Source organism: Streptomyces sp. CA-251247 (assembly GCF_050952975.1).
GTDB lineage: Bacteria > Actinomycetota > Actinomycetes > Streptomycetales > Streptomycetaceae > Streptomyces > Streptomyces achmelvichensis.
Genome location: NZ_CP191861.1, coordinates 3757972 through 3776179 on the forward strand (window position 1 = coordinate 3757972; position 18208 = coordinate 3776179).

Below are 18208 nucleotides of genomic sequence, written 5' to 3' on the forward strand. Positions count from 1 at the left end.
GGGCGGCACCTCCTGGGAGAGAGGTGCCGCCCTCGGTCAAGGACGGGTCCGATCCGTGGAGGATCAGAAGTCCATGTCACCGCCCGGCATGCCGCCCGGAGCGGCCGCGGAGGCCTTCTCCGGCTTGTCGGCGATGACGGCCTCGGTGGTGAGGAACAGCGCCGCGATGGAGGCCGCGTTCTGCAGGGCAGAGCGGGTCACCTTCGCGGGGTCGATGATGCCTTCGGCGATCATGTCGACGTACTCACCGGTCGCGGCGTTCAGGCCGTGGCCGACGGGCAGGTTGCGCACCTTCTCGACGATGACGCCACCCTCGAGACCGCCGTTGACGGCGATCTGCTTGAGCGGGGCCTCCAGCGCGAGCTTCACGGCGTTGGCGCCGGTCGCCTCGTCGCCCGTGAGCTCGAGCTTCTCGAAGACCGAGGAAGCCTGGAGCAGAGCCACGCCACCACCGGCGACGATGCCCTCCTCGACGGCGGCCTTGGCGTTGCGCACCGCGTCCTCGATGCGGTGCTTGCGCTCCTTGAGCTCGACCTCGGTCGCGGCACCGGCCTTGATGACGGCCACGCCGCCGGCCAGCTTCGCGAGGCGCTCCTGGAGCTTCTCACGGTCGTAGTCCGAGTCGCTGTTCTCGATCTCGGCACGAATCTGGTTGACGCGACCCTGGACCTGGTCGCTCTCACCGGCACCGTCGACGATCGTGGTCTCGTCCTTGGTGATGACGACCTTGCGGGCGCGGCCCAGCAGGTCCAGGCCGGCGTTCTCGAGCTTGAGGCCGACCTCCTCGGAGATGACCGTGCCGCCCGTGAGGATGGCGATGTCGTTCAGCATCGCCTTGCGGCGGTCGCCGAAGCCCGGGGCCTTGACGGCGACGGACTTGAAGGTGCCACGGATCTTGTTGACGACCAGGGTGGACAGGGCCTCGCCCTCGACGTCCTCCGCGATGATCAGCAGCGGCTTGCCGGACTGCATGACCTTCTCGAGCAGCGGAAGGAGGTCCTTCACGTTGCCGATCTTGGAGTTGACGATCAGGATGTACGGGTCGTCGAGCGACGCCTCCATACGCTCCATGTCGGTGGCGAAGTACGCCGAGATGTAGCCCTTGTCGAAGCGCATACCCTCGGTGAGCTCCAGCTCCAGACCGAAGGTCTGGGACTCCTCGACGGTGATGACGCCTTCCTTGCCGACCTTGTCCATCGCCTCGGCGATGAGCTCGCCGATCTGGGTGTCGGCGGCGGAGATGGAGGCCGTCGAAGCGATCTGCTCCTTGGTCTCCACGTCCTTGGCCTGCTCCAGCAGGGCGCCGGAGACGGCCTCGACGGCACGCTCGATGCCGCGCTTGAGGGCCATCGGGTTGGCGCCGGCCGCCACGTTGCGCAGGCCCTCGCGGACGAGCGCCTGGGCGAGGACGGTCGCGGTGGTCGTACCGTCACCGGCGACGTCGTCCGTCTTCTTGGCGACTTCCTTGACCAGCTCGGCGCCGATCTTCTCGTACGGGTCCTCGAGCTCGATCTCCTTGGCGATGGACACACCATCGTTGGTGATCGTGGGGGCGCCCCACTTCTTCTCGAGGACGACGTTGCGACCCTTGGGGCCAAGGGTGACCTTGACGGCGTCGGCGAGCTGGTTCATCCCGCGCTCGAGACCGCGCCGTGCCTCCTCGTCGAACGCGATGATCTTGGCCATGTGAAGTGGTCCTCCCGGACTTGGGGGTCCCCCCGCGCCCGCAGGGCTACGGGGGAGGATTGCTTCCGGACCGCGCTGGCGCCCGCGACGGACGGCCTGAGAGCCGTACGGTTCCTTGCCCCGACGGCCCTCGGACCTCACCGGCCCGATCCATAAAGTTGTCACTCTCACCTGCAGAGTGCTAACGCCAATGATTAGCACTCGACCCCCTCGAGTGCAAGCGGCTTCGACGAAGCCTCGATGAGGGGTGACGGTCGGGCGCAAGCGGCTTCGCGGAAGCCTCGGCGAGGGGCGGCGGGTTCGAATCCGCCCGCCCCCGGGCATGCACGAGGGGCCCGCCTCCCTGGTGGGATGCGGGCCCCTCGTGAGTGTCGCGTGAGTGCGTCGGTGGCCGATCGCGCCGAGATCAGACGGCGAGCTTGACCATGTCCGCCTGCGGACCCTTCTGGCCCTGCGAGATCTCGAACTCGACTCGCTGACCCTCCTCCAGGGTGCGGTAGCCGTCCATCTGGATCGCGCTGTAGTGGACGAAAACATCCGCACCACCGTCGACCGCGATGAAGCCGTACCCCTTCTCCGCGTTGAACCACTTGACGGTGCCCTGAGCCATGCCTAACTCCCCTATTACTGGCCCTTGCACAGGACCGCACTTCGCGGACCCGGGTCATACCTCACCGCCGAGAATTCCCTCCGCCAGAGGTGGAAGGAGGCCCTCGGGATGTGCGCCGGAACGCGTCGACCGCGGCTGAATGTATCTGTCCAACTGCCCTCTGCAACAGGTCAATCGGACGAGAAATCTGGGCACGCGGGAACGGACCTTTGACGCTAATTCAAGAAGATCCAGGGCAACTCGGGCCCGGCAAATGACACTTAAGAGGCATTTTGATCGCCCACATTGGCTGCTTCTTGTCGGGCCAGGGCGCATTCTCATATGCGGCGGGCACGGGCAGCGGCGGGGGCTTCCCCAACTGTACCCCGCTCAACCATGCAGAATTGCCCCCTCCGCTTCTCTCGCGGAGGGGGCAACAGCAGTGACGGTGCGTATCAGCCGCCGGCGACGGCGGGGATGATCGAAATACCGGCGCCGTCGGGCGTGGCGGTCTCGAGACCCTGCTCGAAACGGACGTCGTCGTCGTTGACGTAGACGTTCACGAAGCGGCGCAGCTTGCCCTGGTCGTCCAGGACACGGGCGGCGATACCGGTGTGGTTCTTCTCCAGGTCGGCGATGACCTCGGAGAGCGTCCCGCCCTCCGCCGGGACCTCGGCCTGGCCGCCCGTGTACGTGCGGAGGATGGTGGGGATGCGGACGTTGACGCTCATGCTGCGTGCCTTCCTTGAGTCTCGGGAGTGTCAGCCGGCCAGGCCGGCGTCGCGGAACGCGTCCAGGCTCGGGCGGATGGTCGCGCTGGGGCCGGTGGTCGGGGCGACCGCGTCCAGGGTCTTGAGACCGTCGCCGGTGTTGAGCACGACGGTCGTGAGCGCCGGGTCGAGCACGCCCGCCTCGAGCAGCTTCCGCGTCACACCCACGGTCACGCCACCCGCCGTCTCGGCGAAGATGCCCTCGGTACGGGCCAGCAGCTTGATCGCGTCGACGATCTGCTCGTCGTTGACGTCCTCCACGAAGCCGCCCGTGCGGCGCGCGATGTCCAGGACGTACGGGCCGTCGGCGGGGTTGCCGATCGCCAGCGACTTGGCGATGGTGTTCGGCTTCTGCGGGCGGACCACGTCGTGCCCGGCCTTGAAGGCGGTCGACACCGGCGAGCAGCCCTCGGCCTGGGCGCCGAAGATCTTGTACGGCTTGTCCTCGACCAGACCGAGCTTGATCAGCTCCTGGAGACCCTTGTCGATCTTCGTGAGCTGCGAGCCGGAGGCGATCGGGATGACGATCTGGTCCGGCAGCTTCCAGCCGAGCTGCTCGCAGATCTCATAGGCGAGGGTCTTGGAGCCCTCTCCGTAATACGGCCGAAGATTGACGTTGACAAAGCCCCAGCCCTCACCGAGCGGGTCGCCGATGAGTTCGGAGCAGAAGCGGTTGACGTCGTCGTAGTTGCCCTCGATGCCGACCAGCTCGCCGCCGTACACCGCGGCCATGACGACCTTGCCCTGCTCCAGGTCGTGCGGGATGAACACGCAGGAGCGGAAGCCGGCGCGCGCGGCCGCGGCACCGACCGCGCCCGCGAGGTTGCCGGTGGAGGAGCAGGAGAGCGTGGTGAAACCGAAGGCACGGGCGGCCTCGACGGCGATCGCGACGACACGGTCCTTGAAGGAGTGCGTCGGGTTGCCGGAGTCGTCCTTGATGTGGAGACCGCCGGTCACACCCAGCTCACGGGCGAGGTTGTCGGCCTTGACGAGCTTGGTGAAGCCGGGGTTGATGTTCGGCTTGTCGGCCACATCGGCCGGCACGGGCAGCAGCGGCGCGTACCGCCAGATGTTGTCCGGACCCGCCTCGATCCGCTTCCGCAGGCCTTCGGGGTCGCCGCTCGGGAGGTCGTAGGCGACTTCCAGCGGTCCGAAACACGAGGCACAGGCAAAGATCGGGCCGAGTTCGAAACGCTCCCCGCATTCGCGGCACGAGAGCGCCGCGGCCGGTCCCAGGTCGACGGGGGTGGTGCTGGCGACAGTCTGCACAGCCATGGTGGCGAGGCCCTTTCTCCTCATCTTCCCCGTGACGCATTTCGTCACGAGACGGACTTGGCACCTTCCCTAGCCGGGAGCCTCGCGGTGGCTGCCACGTCCCATGGACGGGCGGCGCAACGGAGACCGGCTGGAGGGTTGCCGGGGCTTCAACGGGCCGTATCCCTCTGCCCCTCTGGATGAGCGGTATTCGATTGTCGGCGTGGGACCCCCGGCATGCGACGGTCCCGCGCGTTGTTCAAGACTGTAACCGACACCCCGGACGGTTGAGATGGTCGTCCGATCCGCGAGATGGAGATCCTGTGCTGGAAGAGGTGGAGCGCTGGCTGTCCCGGCGGTCCTGGTCGGCGGCGGACCGCCCGGTGGACCGGCTGGTCACGGCCAAGCAGGGCGCCACGGTCAGTGTGGTGCTCCCCGCCCTGAACGAGGAGGCGACGGTCGGGCAGATCGTCACCGTCATCCGGCGCGAGCTGATGTCCGGGCCCCTCCCCCTCGTCGACGAGCTGGTGGTGATCGACTCGGGTTCCACCGACCGTACGGGCGAGGTGGCCGCCGCCGCGGGCGCGCGGGTGGTCCACCGGGACGTGATCCTGCCCGGCATCCCGGCCGTCCCCGGCAAGGGCGAGGTGCTGTGGCGCTCGCTGATGGTGACGCGGGGCGACATCGTCTGCTTCGTGGACGCGGACCTCAGGGAGTTCTCGCCCGACTTCGTGTCCGGGATCGTCGGCCCGCTGCTGACCGAGCCGGACGTGCAGTTCGTGAAGGCGATGTACGACCGGCCCCTGGGCGACGTCGCCGGCCAGGGCGGCCGGGTCACGGAGCTGGTGGCGCGCCCGCTGCTCAATCTGCACTGGCCACAGCTGGCCGGGTTCGTCCAGCCGCTGGGCGGGGAGTACGCGGCCCGCCGGTCGCTGCTGGAACGGCTGCCCTTCCCCGTCGGATACGGCGTGGAACTGGGGCTTCTCGTCGACGCGCTGCACACCGTGGGCCTGGAGGCGCTGGCGCAGGTGGACGTGGGAGAGCGCCGGCACCGCCATCAGGACGGACAGGCGCTCGGCAGGATGGCGGCCGCCATCTACCGCACGGCGCAACTGAGGCTCTCCCGCGGGCACTTGGTGCGGCCCTCGCTGACCCAGTTCGAGCGGGGCTCGGACGGCTTCGTCCCACGGACGCACGCGGTGGACACCGAGGAGCGCCCGCCGATGGGCGAGATCGGTGAGTATGCGGCGCGTCGCGCGGCATAACCGAAGACAACCGGACGTCTTGTATGAATATCGTAGTTATGGATGCACAGTCTCCGGACGGACAGCGCAGGACGGGCTCCCGACGCGGCGCGCTCGGACTCACCACGATGCTCGGCACCCTGGCCGTCGTCATCGCCACCACGGTCGGCATGGCACCACCGGTCACCACGATCGCCGTCGCCGGGGGCGGCGGGCACAGCACCGAACGCCTGTGGCTGCTGGGCGGCCTCGCCCTCAGCCTGGCCGCGGCCGGTGTCGTCGCCGTCGCCGCCACCCGTGGACGCCGTGACCAGTGACAGGCGGAGCCGGGCGTACGCACGTTTGAGGGATTACAGGACGGGCTAGGTTCGGCACATGGTCTCCGAGCATTCCGCTGCGCAGGTCCTCGTCGCGTCGAACCGCGGCCCCATCTCGTACACCCTGAAGGACGACGGGAGCCTCGACGCCAAGCGCGGCGGCGGCGGCCTGGTCTCCGGACTGTCCGCCATCGGGTCCGAGGCGGACGCCCTGTGGGTGTGCGCCGCGCTCGGCGACGGCGACCGCGAGGCGGTCCGGCGCCAAGAAGGCGCGGACGGGGTCCTGATGCTCGACATCGACGAGGCCGTCCACGCCGACGCGTACAACGGCATCGCGAACTCGGTGCTGTGGTTCGTCCACCACATGCTGTACCAGACCCCGCTGGAGCCGGCCTTCGACGCCGAGTTCCGCCGCCAGTGGGGCGCGTACGAGAGCTACAACCGCGCCTTCGCCGAGGCGCTCGCCGAGCACGCGGACGAGGGCGCCGCGGTGCTGGTGCAGGACTACCACCTGTGCCTGGTGCCCGGCATGCTCCGCGCCATGCGCCCCGACCTGCGCATCGGCCACTTCTCCCACACCCCGTGGGCGCCGGTGGACTACTTCCGGATGCTGCCCGACGACATCGCCGAACAGCTGCTGTGGGGCATGCTCGGCGCCGACCGGCTGGGGTTCCTGACCTCGCGGTGGGCGACCGCGTTCATGTCCTGCGCCGACCGGCTGGAGAAGGCCACCGCGCACTTCCCCAGCGGCGGCAGTCCACGGCTGTACGTGGAGCACGCGCGCACCGGACGGACCTCGGCGCGGACCACCGAGGTGGCCGTGCACGGACTCGGCGCCGACGCGGACTTCCTGCGGGCCCGCTCCCACGAGGCCGACGTCGACGAGCGCATGGCCACCCTGCGCGAGCAGATCGGCCCGGACCGGAAGACGATCGTCCGGGTGGACCGCACCGAGCTGTCCAAGAACATCGTCCGCGGGCTGCTCGCCTACCGGCATCTGCTCGACACCCGGCCCGAATGGCGCGAGCGCGTCGTCCACGTCGCCTTCGCCTACCCCTCCCGGCAGGACCTCGCGGTGTACCGCGACTACACGGCCGAGGTCCAGCGGGTCGCCGACGAGATCAACGCCGCGTACGGCACCGACGGCTGGACCCCGGTCGTCCTCCATGTCCAGGACGACTTCGCCCGCTCGCTGGCCGCCTACCGGCTGGCCGACGTCGCCCTGGTCAACCCCATCCGGGACGGCATGAACCTCGTCGCCAAGGAGATCCCGGTGGTCTCCGACGACGGCTGCGCACTGGTGCTCTCCCGGGAGGCCGGCGCGCACGAGGAACTCGGCGACGACGCGGTCACGGTCAATCCGTACGACGTGACCGGCACCGCCGACGCCCTCCACGAGGCGCTGACCATGCCGCACGACGAACGGGCCCGGCACACCAAGCGGCTCGCCACCGCGGCGACGGCGCTGCCGCCGCAACGGTGGTTCCTCGACCAGCTAGAGGCGCTGCGCGAGCATGGCCAGGAACGCCACGACGGCTGACGGGCCGGGCAGCAGCAGATCGGCGCGCTCCGCCAGCTCCGGCACCGCGGTGCCGGAGCACACCAGCAGTCCGGGGACGCCGTCCGAGCGGAGCTTTTCCACCGCCGCGTAGGCCGGCAGATCACCGAGGTCGTCGCCCGCGTACAGGACGGCCTCGGCATCCACCTCGCGTACGTACTCCGCCAGCGCCACGCCCTTGTCCATGCCCGGCGGGCGCAGCTCCAGGACCATCCGGCCCGGCTCCAGGATCAGACCGTGACGGGCCGCGAGCCCGGCCAGCGGATCACGCAGCGCCTCGAAGGCGGCCTGCGGGTCCGAGGCCCGGCGGGTGTGGACCGCGACCGCCTGCCCCTTCTCCTCGATCCAGGTACCCTGCCAGGCGCCGATCTCGTCGAGGAAGCCGGGCAGTTCCGCGCGGGCGGCGGCGACGCCCGGATGCGGGGCGGGCGTGTGCACGGTGCCGGTGACCGCGTCCCAGCGCTCGGCGCCGTAGTGGCCGAGGACGACGAGATGGTCCAGGCCGGGCACCCCGGCGAAGCCGCCGTAGCGGACCGCGACCCCGGCCGGGCGGCCGGTGACGACGGCGACGGAGCCGACCCGAGGCGCGAGTTGAGCCAGCGCGGGCACCGCCTCGGGGTGCGCGCGCGCCTGCTCGGGGTCGGGCACGATCTCGGCGAGCGTGCCGTCGAAATCGAGGGCGACGACCGCCTTGCCGGGACGGGCCAGAAGCGCGGCCAGGCCTTCACGGCCCGCCGGCGTCGACGGTGACGGCAGGGGATGCACATACGGAGAGCTGCCCATGCCACGACCCTAGCGGCGCGATCGTTTGGCGTCCCTGACACGGCGGAGCCGGTTGACCGTGACGGGGTCGTGGGCGAGGGCCCGCTCGTCGTCGAGGAGGGCGTTGAGGAGCTGGTAGTAGCGCACCGGGGAGATGCCGAGCTGCTCCCTGATGGCCCGCTCCTTCGCACCGGGGCCCGGCCAGGAGCGCTGCTCCATGGCCAGCACGGCCCGGTCACGGTCGGACAGCGCCTGGTGCTCGGTCATACGGTCCAACATATCGGCGGGGTGTCCCCCGTGCGGCGGTGCGGGCGGACTGCTCGGCATCCCCGGGCCGGCTGTGCGGCACCGGCGCCCGCGGGTGCGCGCGCTACTCGGCGGGTGGCGGTGCGGGCGGACTGCTCGGCATCCCCGGGCCGGCTGTGCGGCACCGGCGCCCGCGGGTGCGCGCGCTACTCGGCGTTCTCCGCGGTCGTCGCCTTCTGGGAGATCTGGCGCAGCACGGTCTGCGGGTCTCCCTCGGGGGCGACCGCCTTGCCGATGTTCTGCTTGACGCTCTCGCTGACGGCGGCCCACGAGGTCTTGCCGACGGGCGGCAGGATCGAGGTCGGCAGCTCCTGGAGGAACTCCTTCAGGTCCTGGTGCTCCGGGTCCTTCTGCATCGCCTCGGAGGCGGAGATCGTCACCGGCAGCAGATCGTTCTGCCCGGCGAAGTCGAGGACGTTCTTGTCGTCGAAGACGAAGTCCAGGAACTTGCCGATCTCGACCTTGTGGCCGTTCTGCTTGAAGCCCATGATCCAGTCGGCGACGCCCATCGCGGCCTTCGGCTTGCCGGTGCGGCCGGGCATGGCCACCTTGCCGAGATCGATGTTCGCCTTGGCCGCGGCCTTCATCAGCGAGGGGTGGCCGTTGAGCATCCCGACCTCGCCGCGGGTGAAGGCGGCGAAGGCGTCCTTGCGGTTGAGCTTGCCGGGGGCGACGGGGCCGGTGAGCTCCTTCTCGACGAGGTTGGTCTTCACCCACTCGAGGGTCGATATGTTCTGCGTGGAGTCGATCGCGTATCTGCCGACCGGGTCGACGTAGCCGTCACCACCGCTGAGCAGCCACATCATGGTCTCGGCCTGGGCCTCCTCGGGCCCGAGCGGCAGCGCGAAGGGGTACGTGACGTCCGTGTTCTGCGCGAGCTTCTCGGCGTCCTCGCGCAGCTCCTCCCAGGTCGTCGGCTCGCCCTTGATCCCGGCTTCCTTGAACAGCTTCTTGTTGTAGAAGAGCAGCCGGGTGGAGGCGACGAAGGGCAGGCCGTACTGCACGCGCTTCTGCTCGCCGGCGTCGACGAGCGGGCCGAGGAAGTTGGACTGCACGGGGATGGAGAGCAGCTGGTCGGCGGTGTAGAGCTTGCCGCTCGCGGCGTAGTCGGCGTACGCGCCGATCTGCGCGATGTCCGGGGCCTTGTCGGCCTTGACCATCTCGGCGACCTTGCGGTCGACGTCGTTCCAGGACTCGATCCGGACGTCGATCTTGATGCCGGGGTTCTCGGCCTCGAACGCGGCCGCGAGGTCGGCCCAGTACTTCTTGCTGCTCTCGCCGCCCGCGACGTCGTAGTCCGCGGCCACGAAAGTGAGGGTGACGTCCGAGGAACCGCCGGAGCTGCCGCAGCCCGCGAGGGCGACCGTCATACCGAGCGCGGCGACCGCCGCTGTCAGACCCAAGAAATGCCGGTGCACAGCTCTCTTGCCCCACCCTCTGCTGCTTGTTGGATTTGGTCCCCCGACCGTCCCCCCGTCCGCCCCGCATGACGTCCCCCGTGACGTCTCGCGAGATGAGCGACGATTTTTCACCATGCGAAGGGTAGAGGTCTACTCCACGCGGTATCTCTTCTGCAACGTCTGTCCCACTCAGGGTCAGCATTGCCCGCTTCCGCCGCGGCCTGCTAAGCACGACCTGCCAGGCCGTTTCGGCAGCACGAGGCCGATACCGGTCCCCCGTCCCGCGTACGCGCTAGGAGCCTTGCCGCATGTCCCGTACCGCAGCAGAGATAGCCACTCAGCCCACCTGTTGGCGCCGGGCGGCCGACGTAGCCGCCGCCTTCGACGGTTTTCCGCGGCCGGGTGAGCGCGTCGCCGTGACCGGCTGCGGGACGTCCTGGTTCATGGCCATCGCCTACGCGGCGCTGCGGGAGGCGGCGGGTCTCGGCGAGACCGACGCGTTCGCCTCCTCCGAGTTCCCGGCCGGCCGGGCCTACGACCGGGTGGTCGCGATCACCCGTTCCGGCACCACGACCGAGGTCCTGGAGCTGCTGACCGCGCTGAAGGGCAAGGTGCCGACGCTGGCGCTGACCGCGGACCCGAAGACGCCGGTGATGGAAGCCGCGGACTCGGTGGCGGTGCTGGACTGGGCGGACGAGGAGTCGGTCGTCCAGACCCGGTTCGCGACGACGGCCCTGGCGTTCCTGCGGGCGGGCCTCGGCGACATCCCCGGCGTGAAGACGGTCGCCGAGGCGGCCGTGGACGCGGAGCTCGCGGTCACGGAACCGCTGCCGGAGGCGGTCCTCGGTGCGGAGCAGTGGACCTTCCTCGGCCGCGGCTGGACGTACGGCCTCGCCCTGGAGGCGGGACTGAAGATGCGGGAGGCCGCGGGCGCCTGGACGGAGGCGTACCCGGCGATGGAGTACCGCCACGGTCCGATCTCGATCACCGGTCCGGGCCGGGTGACCTGGGTGTTCGGCGCACTGCCGGACGGCCTGTCGGTGGACGTCTCACGGGTGGGCGGCACGCTGGTCGCGAACCAGGGCGCGGACCCGCTGGCCGACCTGATCCGCGCGCAGCGCCTCGCCGTGATCCTGGCGGAGTCCAAGGGCTTCGACCCGGACCGTCCGAGGAACCTGACGCGCAGCGTGATCCTGACGTGAGGCAGGTCTGCTGAGCCGGGGCTCACGGCCCCGGGCGGCTCCGGGGGTGCTCGGACAGGTGCCCGCACCCCCGGAGTTTGTACGCTCACGCAACAATCGGACGCAGTGGACTAGACCTTTCTGCCACTCTCGCGCCAGACTGTCTCCGTGAGACACGTCATCGCCCTCGATGTGGGCGGCACCGGCATGAAAGCCGCCCTCGTCGGGGCGGACGGGACGCTCCTGTACGAGGCCCGCCGCGCCACCGGGCGCGAGCGCGGTCCCGACGCGGTCGTCCGGTCGATTCTCGACTTCGCCGTCGAGCTGCGCGCGTACGGCGGCGAACACCTCGGTGAGAGCGCGGTCGCCGCGGGTGTCGCCGTGCCCGGCATCATCGACGCCGAACACGGCATCGCCGTCTACGCCGCGAACCTCGGCTGGCGCGACGTCCCCATGCGCGACCTGCTCAGCGAGCGGCTGGACGGCGTGCCCGTCGCCCTCGGCCACGACGTGCGCACCGGCGGACTCGCCGAAGGCCGCATCGGCGCCGGCAAGGGAGCCGACCGGTTCTTCTTCGTCCCCCTCGGCACCGGCATCGCCGGCGCCATCGGTATCGCCGGGGCGATCGAGGCGGGCGCCCATGGATACGCCGGAGAGATCGGCCACATCGTCGTACGCCCCGACGGCCCCGACTGCGGCTGCGGCCAGCGCGGCTGTCTGGAGACCCTCGCCTCCGCCGCGGCCGTCACCCGCGCCTGGGCGGCGGCGAGCGGCGACCCGGAGGCCGACGCAGCGGACTGCGCCAAGGCCGTCGAGTCCGGCGACCCGAAGGCCGCCGCCGTATGGGCCGACGCGGTCGACGCCCTGGCCGCCGGCCTCGTCACCGCCCTCACCCTCCTGGACCCCCGCACCCTGATCATCGGTGGCGGTCTCGCGGAGGCGGGGGAAACCTTGTTCACACCGCTGCGGGCAGCGGTCGAGGAGCGCGTCACCTTCCAGAAGCTGCCCGCCATCGTCCCCGCAGCCCTCGGGGACACCGCCGGATGCCTGGGCGCGGGACTGCTCGCCTGGGACCTGCTCGCCACCGACTCGGAGGTAACCGCACTCATGGCCGCAAGCGCCGTACGCGCCGACAGCACCGTTCTGACCGGCGCCCGGGTGGTCCTGCCGACCGGGACCGTCGACGGTGGGCGGATCTCCGTCGAGGGCACGAAGATCGTGGCAGCGGCACCCGACAGCGCGCCCGTCCGCGATCTGTCCGGACACTGGGTCGTCCCCGGCTTCGTCGACATCCACAACCACGGCGGGGGCGGAGCGTCCTTCACCAGCGGCAGCGCCGAGGACGTCCTGCGCGGCGTGCAGACCCACCGCGAGCACGGCACCACCACGCTCGTCGCCTCCACCGTCACCGGCGAGATGGACTTCCTCGCCCGCCGCGCCGGGTTCCTGTCCGAACTCGTCGAGCAGGGCGACCTCGCGGGCATCCACTTCGAAGGACCGTTCATCTCGCCGTGCCGCAAGGGCGCACACAGCGAGAAACTGCTGCGCGACCCGGACCCGGCCGATGTGCGGAGGCTCGTCGACGCGGCACGCGGCACCGCCCGCATGGTGACGCTGGCCACCGAACTGCCCGGCGGCATCGACTCCGTACGCCTGCTCGCCGACCACGGCGTGATCGCCGCGATCGGACACACCGACGCGACCTACGAGCAGACCGTCGAGGCCATCGAGGCGGGCGCGACGGTGGCGACCCACCTGTTCAACGCGATGCCCCCGCTCGGCCACCGCGCACCCGGGCCGATCGCCGCGCTGCTGGAGGACGAGCGGGTCACCGTCGAGCTGATCAACGACGGCACGCATCTGCACCCCGCCGCCCTCGAACTCGCCTTCCACCGCGCCGGCGCGCACCGCGTCGCCTTCATCACCGACGCGATGGACGCCGCAGGCTTCGGGGACGGCCGCTACCAGCTCGGCCCGCTCGCGGTCGACGTCACCGACGGTGTGGCCCGCCTGGTCGACGGCGGCTCGATCGCCGGCTCCACCCTCACCCTGGACACGGCGTTCCGGCGCGCGGCGATCGTGGACCGGCTGCCCGTGGAGGACATCGTCCGGGCGATCTCGGCCAACCCCGCGAAGCTGCTCGGCATGGACGACACGATCGGCTCGCTGGAACCCGGCAAGGACGCGGACCTCGTGGTGCTGGACGAGGACTTCACGCTGGTCGGCGTGATGCGCAAGGGCGAATGGGTGATTGACCCCAAGTAGCGGCATTTCGCCACGGAACATGGCAAGGCGGTTGGCCGGGGGGCTGGGCCGACCGCCCTGTGTTTGGCATGATCAGGACCCGTACGGATACGGCTCACGCGTTCCGAAGGGGTGTCACCGGGTGATCCTGACGGTCACGCTCAACACCGCACTCGACATCACCTACACGGTCGACGCCCTCACCCCGCACACCAGTCACCGCGTCGACCGGGTCGGCGAACGCCCCGGCGGCAAGGGGCTCAACGTGGCCCGGGTGCTCGCCGCGCTCGGCCACGAGAGCGTCGTCACCGGCTTCGTCGGCGGATCCGTCGGCACCGTCCTGCGCGAACTGCTCGCCCCGCTGCCCCCGCGCGACGCGCTCGTGCCCATCGAAGGCAGCACCCGCCGCACGGTCGCCGTCGTCGACGCCGCGACCGGTGACACCACCCAGCTGAACGAGGCGGGCCCCACCGTCACACCCCCGGAGTGGACGGCCTTCCTCGCCGCGTACGAGACCCTCCTGCGGGACGCCGACGCGGTGGCCCTGTGCGGCAGTCTGCCGCCCGGCATCCACGTCGGCGCGTACGCCGAACTCGTCCGCAGAGCACGCGCCGCGGGCGTCCCCACCCTCCTCGACACCAGCGGCGAACCCCTGCGCCGCGGCATCGCCGCCCGCCCCGACCTCGCCAAGCCGAACGCCGACGAACTGGCCCGGCTCACCGGCTCCCGCGAACCGCTGCGGGCCGCCCGGGACGCGCGCCGCCGCGGAGCCCACGCCGTCGTCGCCTCCCTCGGCCCCGAGGGCCTGCTCGCGGCCACCCCGGACGGCATATGGCAGGCCGCTCCGCCGGCGCCCGTGCACGGCAACCCGACGGGCGCCGGGGACTCGGTGGTCGCGGCCCTGCTCGCGGGACTCGTCGAAGGGCTGCCCTGGCCGGACCGGCTGGCCCGCGCGGTCGCCCTGTCGGCGGCGACCGTACTGGCCCCGGCGGCGGGCGAGTTCGACCCCGCCGCGTACGAGGAACTGCTGCCGCGCGTCACCGTGACCGAAGAGGCGACCGCGGCGTGAGCCACCACCAGGGCAGCGGCCCGGACAATCGGGCCAGGCGCCCGGGAAGTGAGACGCACCATGCCCCTCGTCAACACCGGTGACCTGGTCTCGGCCGCGGCGGCCGAAGGCCGCGGAATCGCCGCCTTCAATGTCATCACGCTGGAGCACGCGGAGGCGATCGCGGCCGGAGCGGAGGCGGCGGGAGCGCCCGCGATCCTCCAGATCTCCGAGAACGCGGTGACGTTCCACGGCGGCACCCTCTCCGCGATCGCCGCCGCCACGGCGGCCGTCGCCCGCGCCTCCTCCGCCCCGCTCTCGCTCCACCTCGACCATGTCGTCACCGGGGCCCTGCTGCGGGCAGCGGCCGACGAGGGCTTCAGCTCGGTGATGTACGACGCCTCACGGCTCGCCCACGGGCGGAACATCGAGGCCACGGAGGACGCGGTGCGCTGGGCCCACGAACGGGGCCTGTGGATCGAGGCGGAACTGGGCAAGGTCGGCGGCAAGGAGGGCGAGGCCCCGCTCGACGCCCACGCCCCCGGTGTCCGGACCGACCCCGAGGAGGCGGCGGCCTACGTCACGGCGACGGGAGTGGACGCACTGGCCGTCGCGGTCGGCTCCAGCCACGCGATGACACAGCGCACGGCGACGCTCGACCACACCCTGATCGCCGCCCTGCGCGAGGCGGTCCCGGTCCCCCTGGTCCTGCACGGCTCGTCGGGCGTCCCGGACGAGGAGATCCGCGCGGCGGTGGCAGCAGGCATGGTCAAGATCAACGTCGGCACGGCCCTGAACACGGCGTTCACGGGAGCGGTGCGCGCGTTCCTGGACGGGGACGCGAAGACGGTGGACCCGAGGAAGTATCTGGCGCCGGCACGCGAGGCGATGTCGGCGACGGTGGCGGGGTTCTTGGGGCTGCTGTGACAGCCGGGCCGGGCCCGGGGCCATCACTCGGCTCCGCCCGGGCTGTCCGGGCGGAGCGCCTTCGGGAGCCTAGATCGGCCCGTCGCTGACCTGGAGCCAGTCGAGGATGGCGTTGCACTGATTGCCCGCCTCGCACGAGATCTTGATCTCGTTCTCACCCTTCTGGAGATTGACCGGCGCCCACGTGGTCTGCCAGTTCTTCTCCCAGTTCGGGTCCGAGGACTTGACGAAGTTCTTCAGGCCCAGCGGGTTGGTGTTCGCCTTGCCGTTCACGGTCAAAGTGGCATTGGCGTCCTGCGCGGGGATGGCGTAACGCACATACAGGCGGTACGTCTTCTCCTCGCCGACACTCGCCTTCCAGGTGACCGACGCACCCGGCGCGTTGAACCCGGTGACATAAGCGCCGCCGGAGCCTTCCGCGCCCTTGATGTCCTTCGCGAGCACCGCGGGCGCACCGAGCTGGAGCGTCGCCGCGTCCTGCTTCGGCAGCGGGGGGTCCGCCGGGCCGTCCGACGCCTCACCGCTCGGCTCCACCGACTCCGCCGCCGTCGAGTCGCCGCCCGGCTTGCCCGAGCCGTCCGCCTTGTCGTCCTCGCCGCCGCCCGTCATCAGCGCCGCCGCGATGCCGATCACCACGACCGCCACCACCGCGATCGCGCCGATCAGCAGGCCCTTGGTGTTCGGGCCGCCGCTGCGGCCGCCGCCGTGGCCGCCGCCATGGCTCGGGGTGCCCGGGAGCGGGGTCTGGCGGGTGGGCGCGCCGCCGGGGTAGGTCTCCGGGGCCGCGTACTGCGCGGTGGGCTGGCCCTGCTGCGCATACGTCTGCTGCTGCGGGACCTGCTGGCCGTACTGGCGCTCGCCGACCGTCCGCACCTGGTTGTAAGAGGTTCTGGGGACACCGGGCTGCGCCGCCGGACCCGGGTAGCCGTAACCGCGGCCCTGTCCAGGCGGTGTCGCGCCCGCTGCCCGGCCGTCCTCGTAGAGGTAGCCGAACGGATCGTCGTCCTCGGGCGTGCTCGCGCCGTTGTTCGCGGCCGTCATCCCTAGTCACTCCTCACCATCTCGTCAGCACAACGCCGACGCGGGCGAGCCTACCCGGTTCGGAGTAACCACATGGGTGGCCTTGGCCTCATCCGGCCCGCCCGCTCATCCTCCGCCGACGCGCCCGCTCGCCCTCAGCCCGCGCGGCGGTGGACCTTCGCCCGGGACCGCTTCTCCACGTACATCCGCTGGTCGGCGGACTGGAGGACCTCGTCCACGGACATCCCGCAGCTCGCCCAGCCGATGCCGAAGCTCGCCCCGACCCGCACACCCCGGCCGTCCACCCGGATCGGCAGAATGATGGCGTTCCGCAGGCGAACAGCCAGGTCAGCGGCGTCCGCCGCCCCCAGGCCGTCGGCGAGGACGACGAATTCGTCACCCCCGAGCCGCGCGACGGTGTCCCCCTCGCGCACACCCGTCGTCAGCCGGCGCGCGACCTCGACCAGCACCTCGTCGCCGGTCTGGTGCCCGAACCGGTCGTTGATCGACTTGAATCCGTCCAGGTCGCAGAAGAGGACCGCCAGCCCCTTCGTACCGTCGTCGATCTCACTGTCCGGCGCGATCGTGTGCACATGGTGGTCGTACGGGACGCCCACCGGCCCGAAGTCGAAGCCCTCGGTGTGGAAGATCGTGTCGGGGTCGGCGTCGTACGCCGCGTCCAGCGCCTCGATCGCCGCCTCCCGCGCCCCGTGCGGCCGCTCGCACAGCCGCGAGCTGAGCCGGGCCCGCAGCTCGGCGCTGTTGGGCAGCCCGGTCAGCGCATCGTGCGAGGCCCGGTGCGCCAGCTGGAGCTCGTGCCGCTTGCGGTCCTCGATGTCCTCGACGTGCGTGAGCAGAAAGCGCGGCCCGTCGGCGGTGTCGGCGACCACGGAGTTCCGCAGCGAGACCCAGACGTACGAACCGTCCCGCCGCCCCAGCCGCAGCTCGGCCCGCCCGCCCTCGGCGGAGGTCCGCAGCAGCGTGCCGACGTCCTCGGGGTGCACCAGGTCGGCGAAGGAGTAACGCCGCATCGCCGACGCCGGCCGCCCCAGCAGCCGGCACAGCGCGTCGTTGGTGCGCAGCAGCCTGCCGTGCTGGTCGCCGCCCATCTCCGCGATCGCCATGCCGCTCGGCGCGTATTCGAACGCCTGGCGAAACGACTCCTCGCTCGCGCGCAGCGCCTGCTGCTCGCGTTCGAGGCGGACCAGCGCCCGCTGCATGTTTGCTCGCAGCCGGGCGTTGCTGATCGCAATCGCCGCCTGGGACGCGTACATCTGGAGGGCTTCCTGGCCCCACGGGCCCGGCCGGCGGCCGTTGCGCGGCCGGTCCACCGAGATGACTCCGAGGAGTTCGCGGCCGCCGCCCGACGCGTACATCGGCGCGTAGAGCCGGTCCTGGGGGTGCCACTCGTCCTCGAAGCGGGGATCGGGACCTTCGGTGTGCCACTGCGGCACGTCGTCCTCGATGAGCACCCAGCCCTCGGTGTGCGGGATGAACCGCAGCTCGCCCCAGGCCTCACCCATGGACAGCCGGCGCTCCCACGAGGGGCGCGAGCCGACCCGGCCGGTGATCAGGGCCTCGGCGGCGGCGCTGCCGGCGAACGCGGCGACCACGAGATCACCGTCGGGGCGTACGAGGTTCACACACGCCAGCTCGTAACCGAGTCCCGCCACGATCCCGTCGGCGACGGTCTGCAGGGTGTCGGCCAGGCTTCGGGCCGTGTTGAGGTCGGCGACCACCTTGTGCAGCTGCCGCAGGGTCGCAAGACGGACGTAGGGCTCCGACTCGGTCTCCATGCTCGCTCTCCCCGAGACCTCGACAGCAAACTCCAGGGTTCTGATCGGCCTTCTCGTTGCGGTATCACGGCCACTGAATCACAGCGAGCTGTCCACTCGGTACACA

16 protein-coding genes, 1 pseudogene and 1 riboswitch are annotated in these 18208 nt (G+C 70.9%); of the genes and pseudogenes, 8 read left to right on the forward strand and 9 right to left on the reverse strand.

The features are described from left to right. Positions 1 to 63: 63 nt before the first annotated feature. The 4 genes from groL to thrC form a co-directional block, all read right to left on the reverse strand. A complete protein-coding gene (groL, locus tag ACQPWZ_RS16375) occupies positions 64 to 1686 on the reverse strand; it encodes a chaperonin GroEL (protein ID WP_313945618.1) in 1623 nt (540 codons plus the stop codon). A 406-nt stretch (positions 1687 to 2092) separates the two neighbouring features. Beyond that, complete coding sequence (locus tag ACQPWZ_RS16380; protein ID WP_005315736.1) at positions 2093 to 2296, reverse strand: cold-shock protein; 204 nt, start codon at positions 2294 to 2296, stop codon at positions 2093 to 2095. 434 nt (positions 2297 to 2730) lie between these two features. Next, positions 2731 to 3006 carry a MoaD/ThiS family protein gene (locus ACQPWZ_RS16385; RefSeq protein WP_340473813.1) on the reverse strand — a complete coding sequence of 92 codons (276 nt, stop codon included), beginning with the start codon at positions 3004 to 3006 and terminating at the stop codon, positions 2731 to 2733. A gap of 30 nt (positions 3007 to 3036) precedes the next feature. Beyond that, positions 3037 to 4320, reverse strand: a complete 1284-nt coding sequence (thrC, locus tag ACQPWZ_RS16390; RefSeq protein ID WP_340473814.1) for a threonine synthase — start codon at positions 4318 to 4320, stop codon at positions 3037 to 3039. A gap of 17 nt (positions 4321 to 4337) precedes the next feature. Next, positions 4338 to 4506: riboswitch (SAM riboswitch) on the reverse strand. Positions 4507 to 4622: 116 nt separating this feature from the next. Between thrC and ACQPWZ_RS16395 the strand changes: the two genes are divergently transcribed. Genes ACQPWZ_RS16395 through ACQPWZ_RS16405 form a run of 3 tightly spaced genes read left to right on the forward strand, consistent with a single transcriptional unit; the run spans position 4623 to position 7400 of the window. Beyond that, a complete protein-coding gene (locus tag ACQPWZ_RS16395) occupies positions 4623 to 5564 on the forward strand; it encodes a glucosyl-3-phosphoglycerate synthase (protein ID WP_433571712.1) in 942 nt (313 codons plus the stop codon). Positions 5565 to 5602: 38 nt separating this feature from the next. After that, on the forward strand, positions 5603 to 5860 hold the full coding sequence (locus tag ACQPWZ_RS16400) for a hypothetical protein (protein ID WP_433571713.1): 258 nt from the start codon (positions 5603 to 5605) through the stop codon (positions 5858 to 5860). 58 nt (positions 5861 to 5918) lie between these two features. Beyond that, on the forward strand, positions 5919 to 7400 hold the full coding sequence (locus ACQPWZ_RS16405) for an alpha,alpha-trehalose-phosphate synthase (UDP-forming) (protein ID WP_433571714.1): 1482 nt from the start codon (positions 5919 to 5921) through the stop codon (positions 7398 to 7400). On the opposite strand, the gene otsB is transcribed toward ACQPWZ_RS16405, so the two are convergent. The 3 genes from otsB to ACQPWZ_RS16420 all read right to left on the reverse strand — a co-directional run bounded on the left by otsB (position 7356) and on the right by ACQPWZ_RS16420 (position 9889). Next, positions 7356 to 8201: a trehalose-phosphatase gene (gene otsB, locus ACQPWZ_RS16410; RefSeq protein ID WP_433571715.1), complete on the reverse strand. Its 846-nt coding sequence runs from the start codon at positions 8199 to 8201 to the stop codon at positions 7356 to 7358. The two genes, ACQPWZ_RS16405 and otsB, sit on opposite strands and share 45 nt — an antisense overlap. Positions 8202 to 8210: 9 nt before the next feature. Continuing rightward, entirely contained in the window at positions 8211 to 8459 is a 249-nt protein-coding gene (locus ACQPWZ_RS16415; RefSeq protein WP_313945611.1) for a DUF3263 domain-containing protein, read from the reverse strand. Between the two features lie 173 nt (positions 8460 to 8632). After that, on the reverse strand, positions 8633 to 9889 hold the full coding sequence (locus ACQPWZ_RS16420) for an extracellular solute-binding protein (RefSeq protein ID WP_356703958.1): 1257 nt from the start codon (positions 9887 to 9889) through the stop codon (positions 8633 to 8635). A 305-nt stretch (positions 9890 to 10194) separates the two neighbouring features. Between ACQPWZ_RS16420 and ACQPWZ_RS16425 the strand changes: the two genes are divergently transcribed. The 5 genes and pseudogenes from ACQPWZ_RS16425 (at position 10195) to ACQPWZ_RS16445 (ending at position 15286) form a co-directional block, all read left to right on the forward strand. Continuing rightward, on the forward strand, positions 10195 to 11088 hold the full coding sequence (locus ACQPWZ_RS16425) for an SIS domain-containing protein (RefSeq protein WP_340473820.1): 894 nt from the start codon (positions 10195 to 10197) through the stop codon (positions 11086 to 11088). Positions 11089 to 11259: 171 nt separating this feature from the next. Then, positions 11260 to 12123: pseudogene (locus ACQPWZ_RS16430) on the forward strand (ROK family protein); the annotation flags it as partial. A 51-nt stretch (positions 12124 to 12174) separates the two neighbouring features. Beyond that, on the forward strand, positions 12175 to 13332 hold the full coding sequence (gene nagA, locus ACQPWZ_RS16435) for an N-acetylglucosamine-6-phosphate deacetylase (RefSeq protein WP_433573831.1): 1158 nt from the start codon (positions 12175 to 12177) through the stop codon (positions 13330 to 13332). A 121-nt stretch (positions 13333 to 13453) separates the two neighbouring features. Next, positions 13454 to 14380: a 1-phosphofructokinase family hexose kinase gene (locus ACQPWZ_RS16440; protein ID WP_433571716.1), complete on the forward strand. Its 927-nt coding sequence runs from the start codon at positions 13454 to 13456 to the stop codon at positions 14378 to 14380. A gap of 60 nt (positions 14381 to 14440) precedes the next feature. Further along, complete coding sequence (locus ACQPWZ_RS16445) at positions 14441 to 15286, forward strand: class II fructose-bisphosphate aldolase (protein ID WP_433571717.1); 846 nt, start codon at positions 14441 to 14443, stop codon at positions 15284 to 15286. A 69-nt stretch (positions 15287 to 15355) separates the two neighbouring features. Here ACQPWZ_RS16445 and ACQPWZ_RS16450 read toward each other — a convergent pair whose 3' ends face one another. Then, on the reverse strand, positions 15356 to 16327 hold the full coding sequence (locus tag ACQPWZ_RS16450) for a CBM35 domain-containing protein (protein WP_340473823.1): 972 nt from the start codon (positions 16325 to 16327) through the stop codon (positions 15356 to 15358). A 134-nt stretch (positions 16328 to 16461) separates the two neighbouring features. After that, positions 16462 to 18102, reverse strand: a complete 1641-nt coding sequence (cdgB, locus tag ACQPWZ_RS16455) for a diguanylate cyclase CdgB (protein ID WP_340473824.1) — start codon at positions 18100 to 18102, stop codon at positions 16462 to 16464. Positions 18103 to 18208 lie beyond the last annotated feature (106 nt).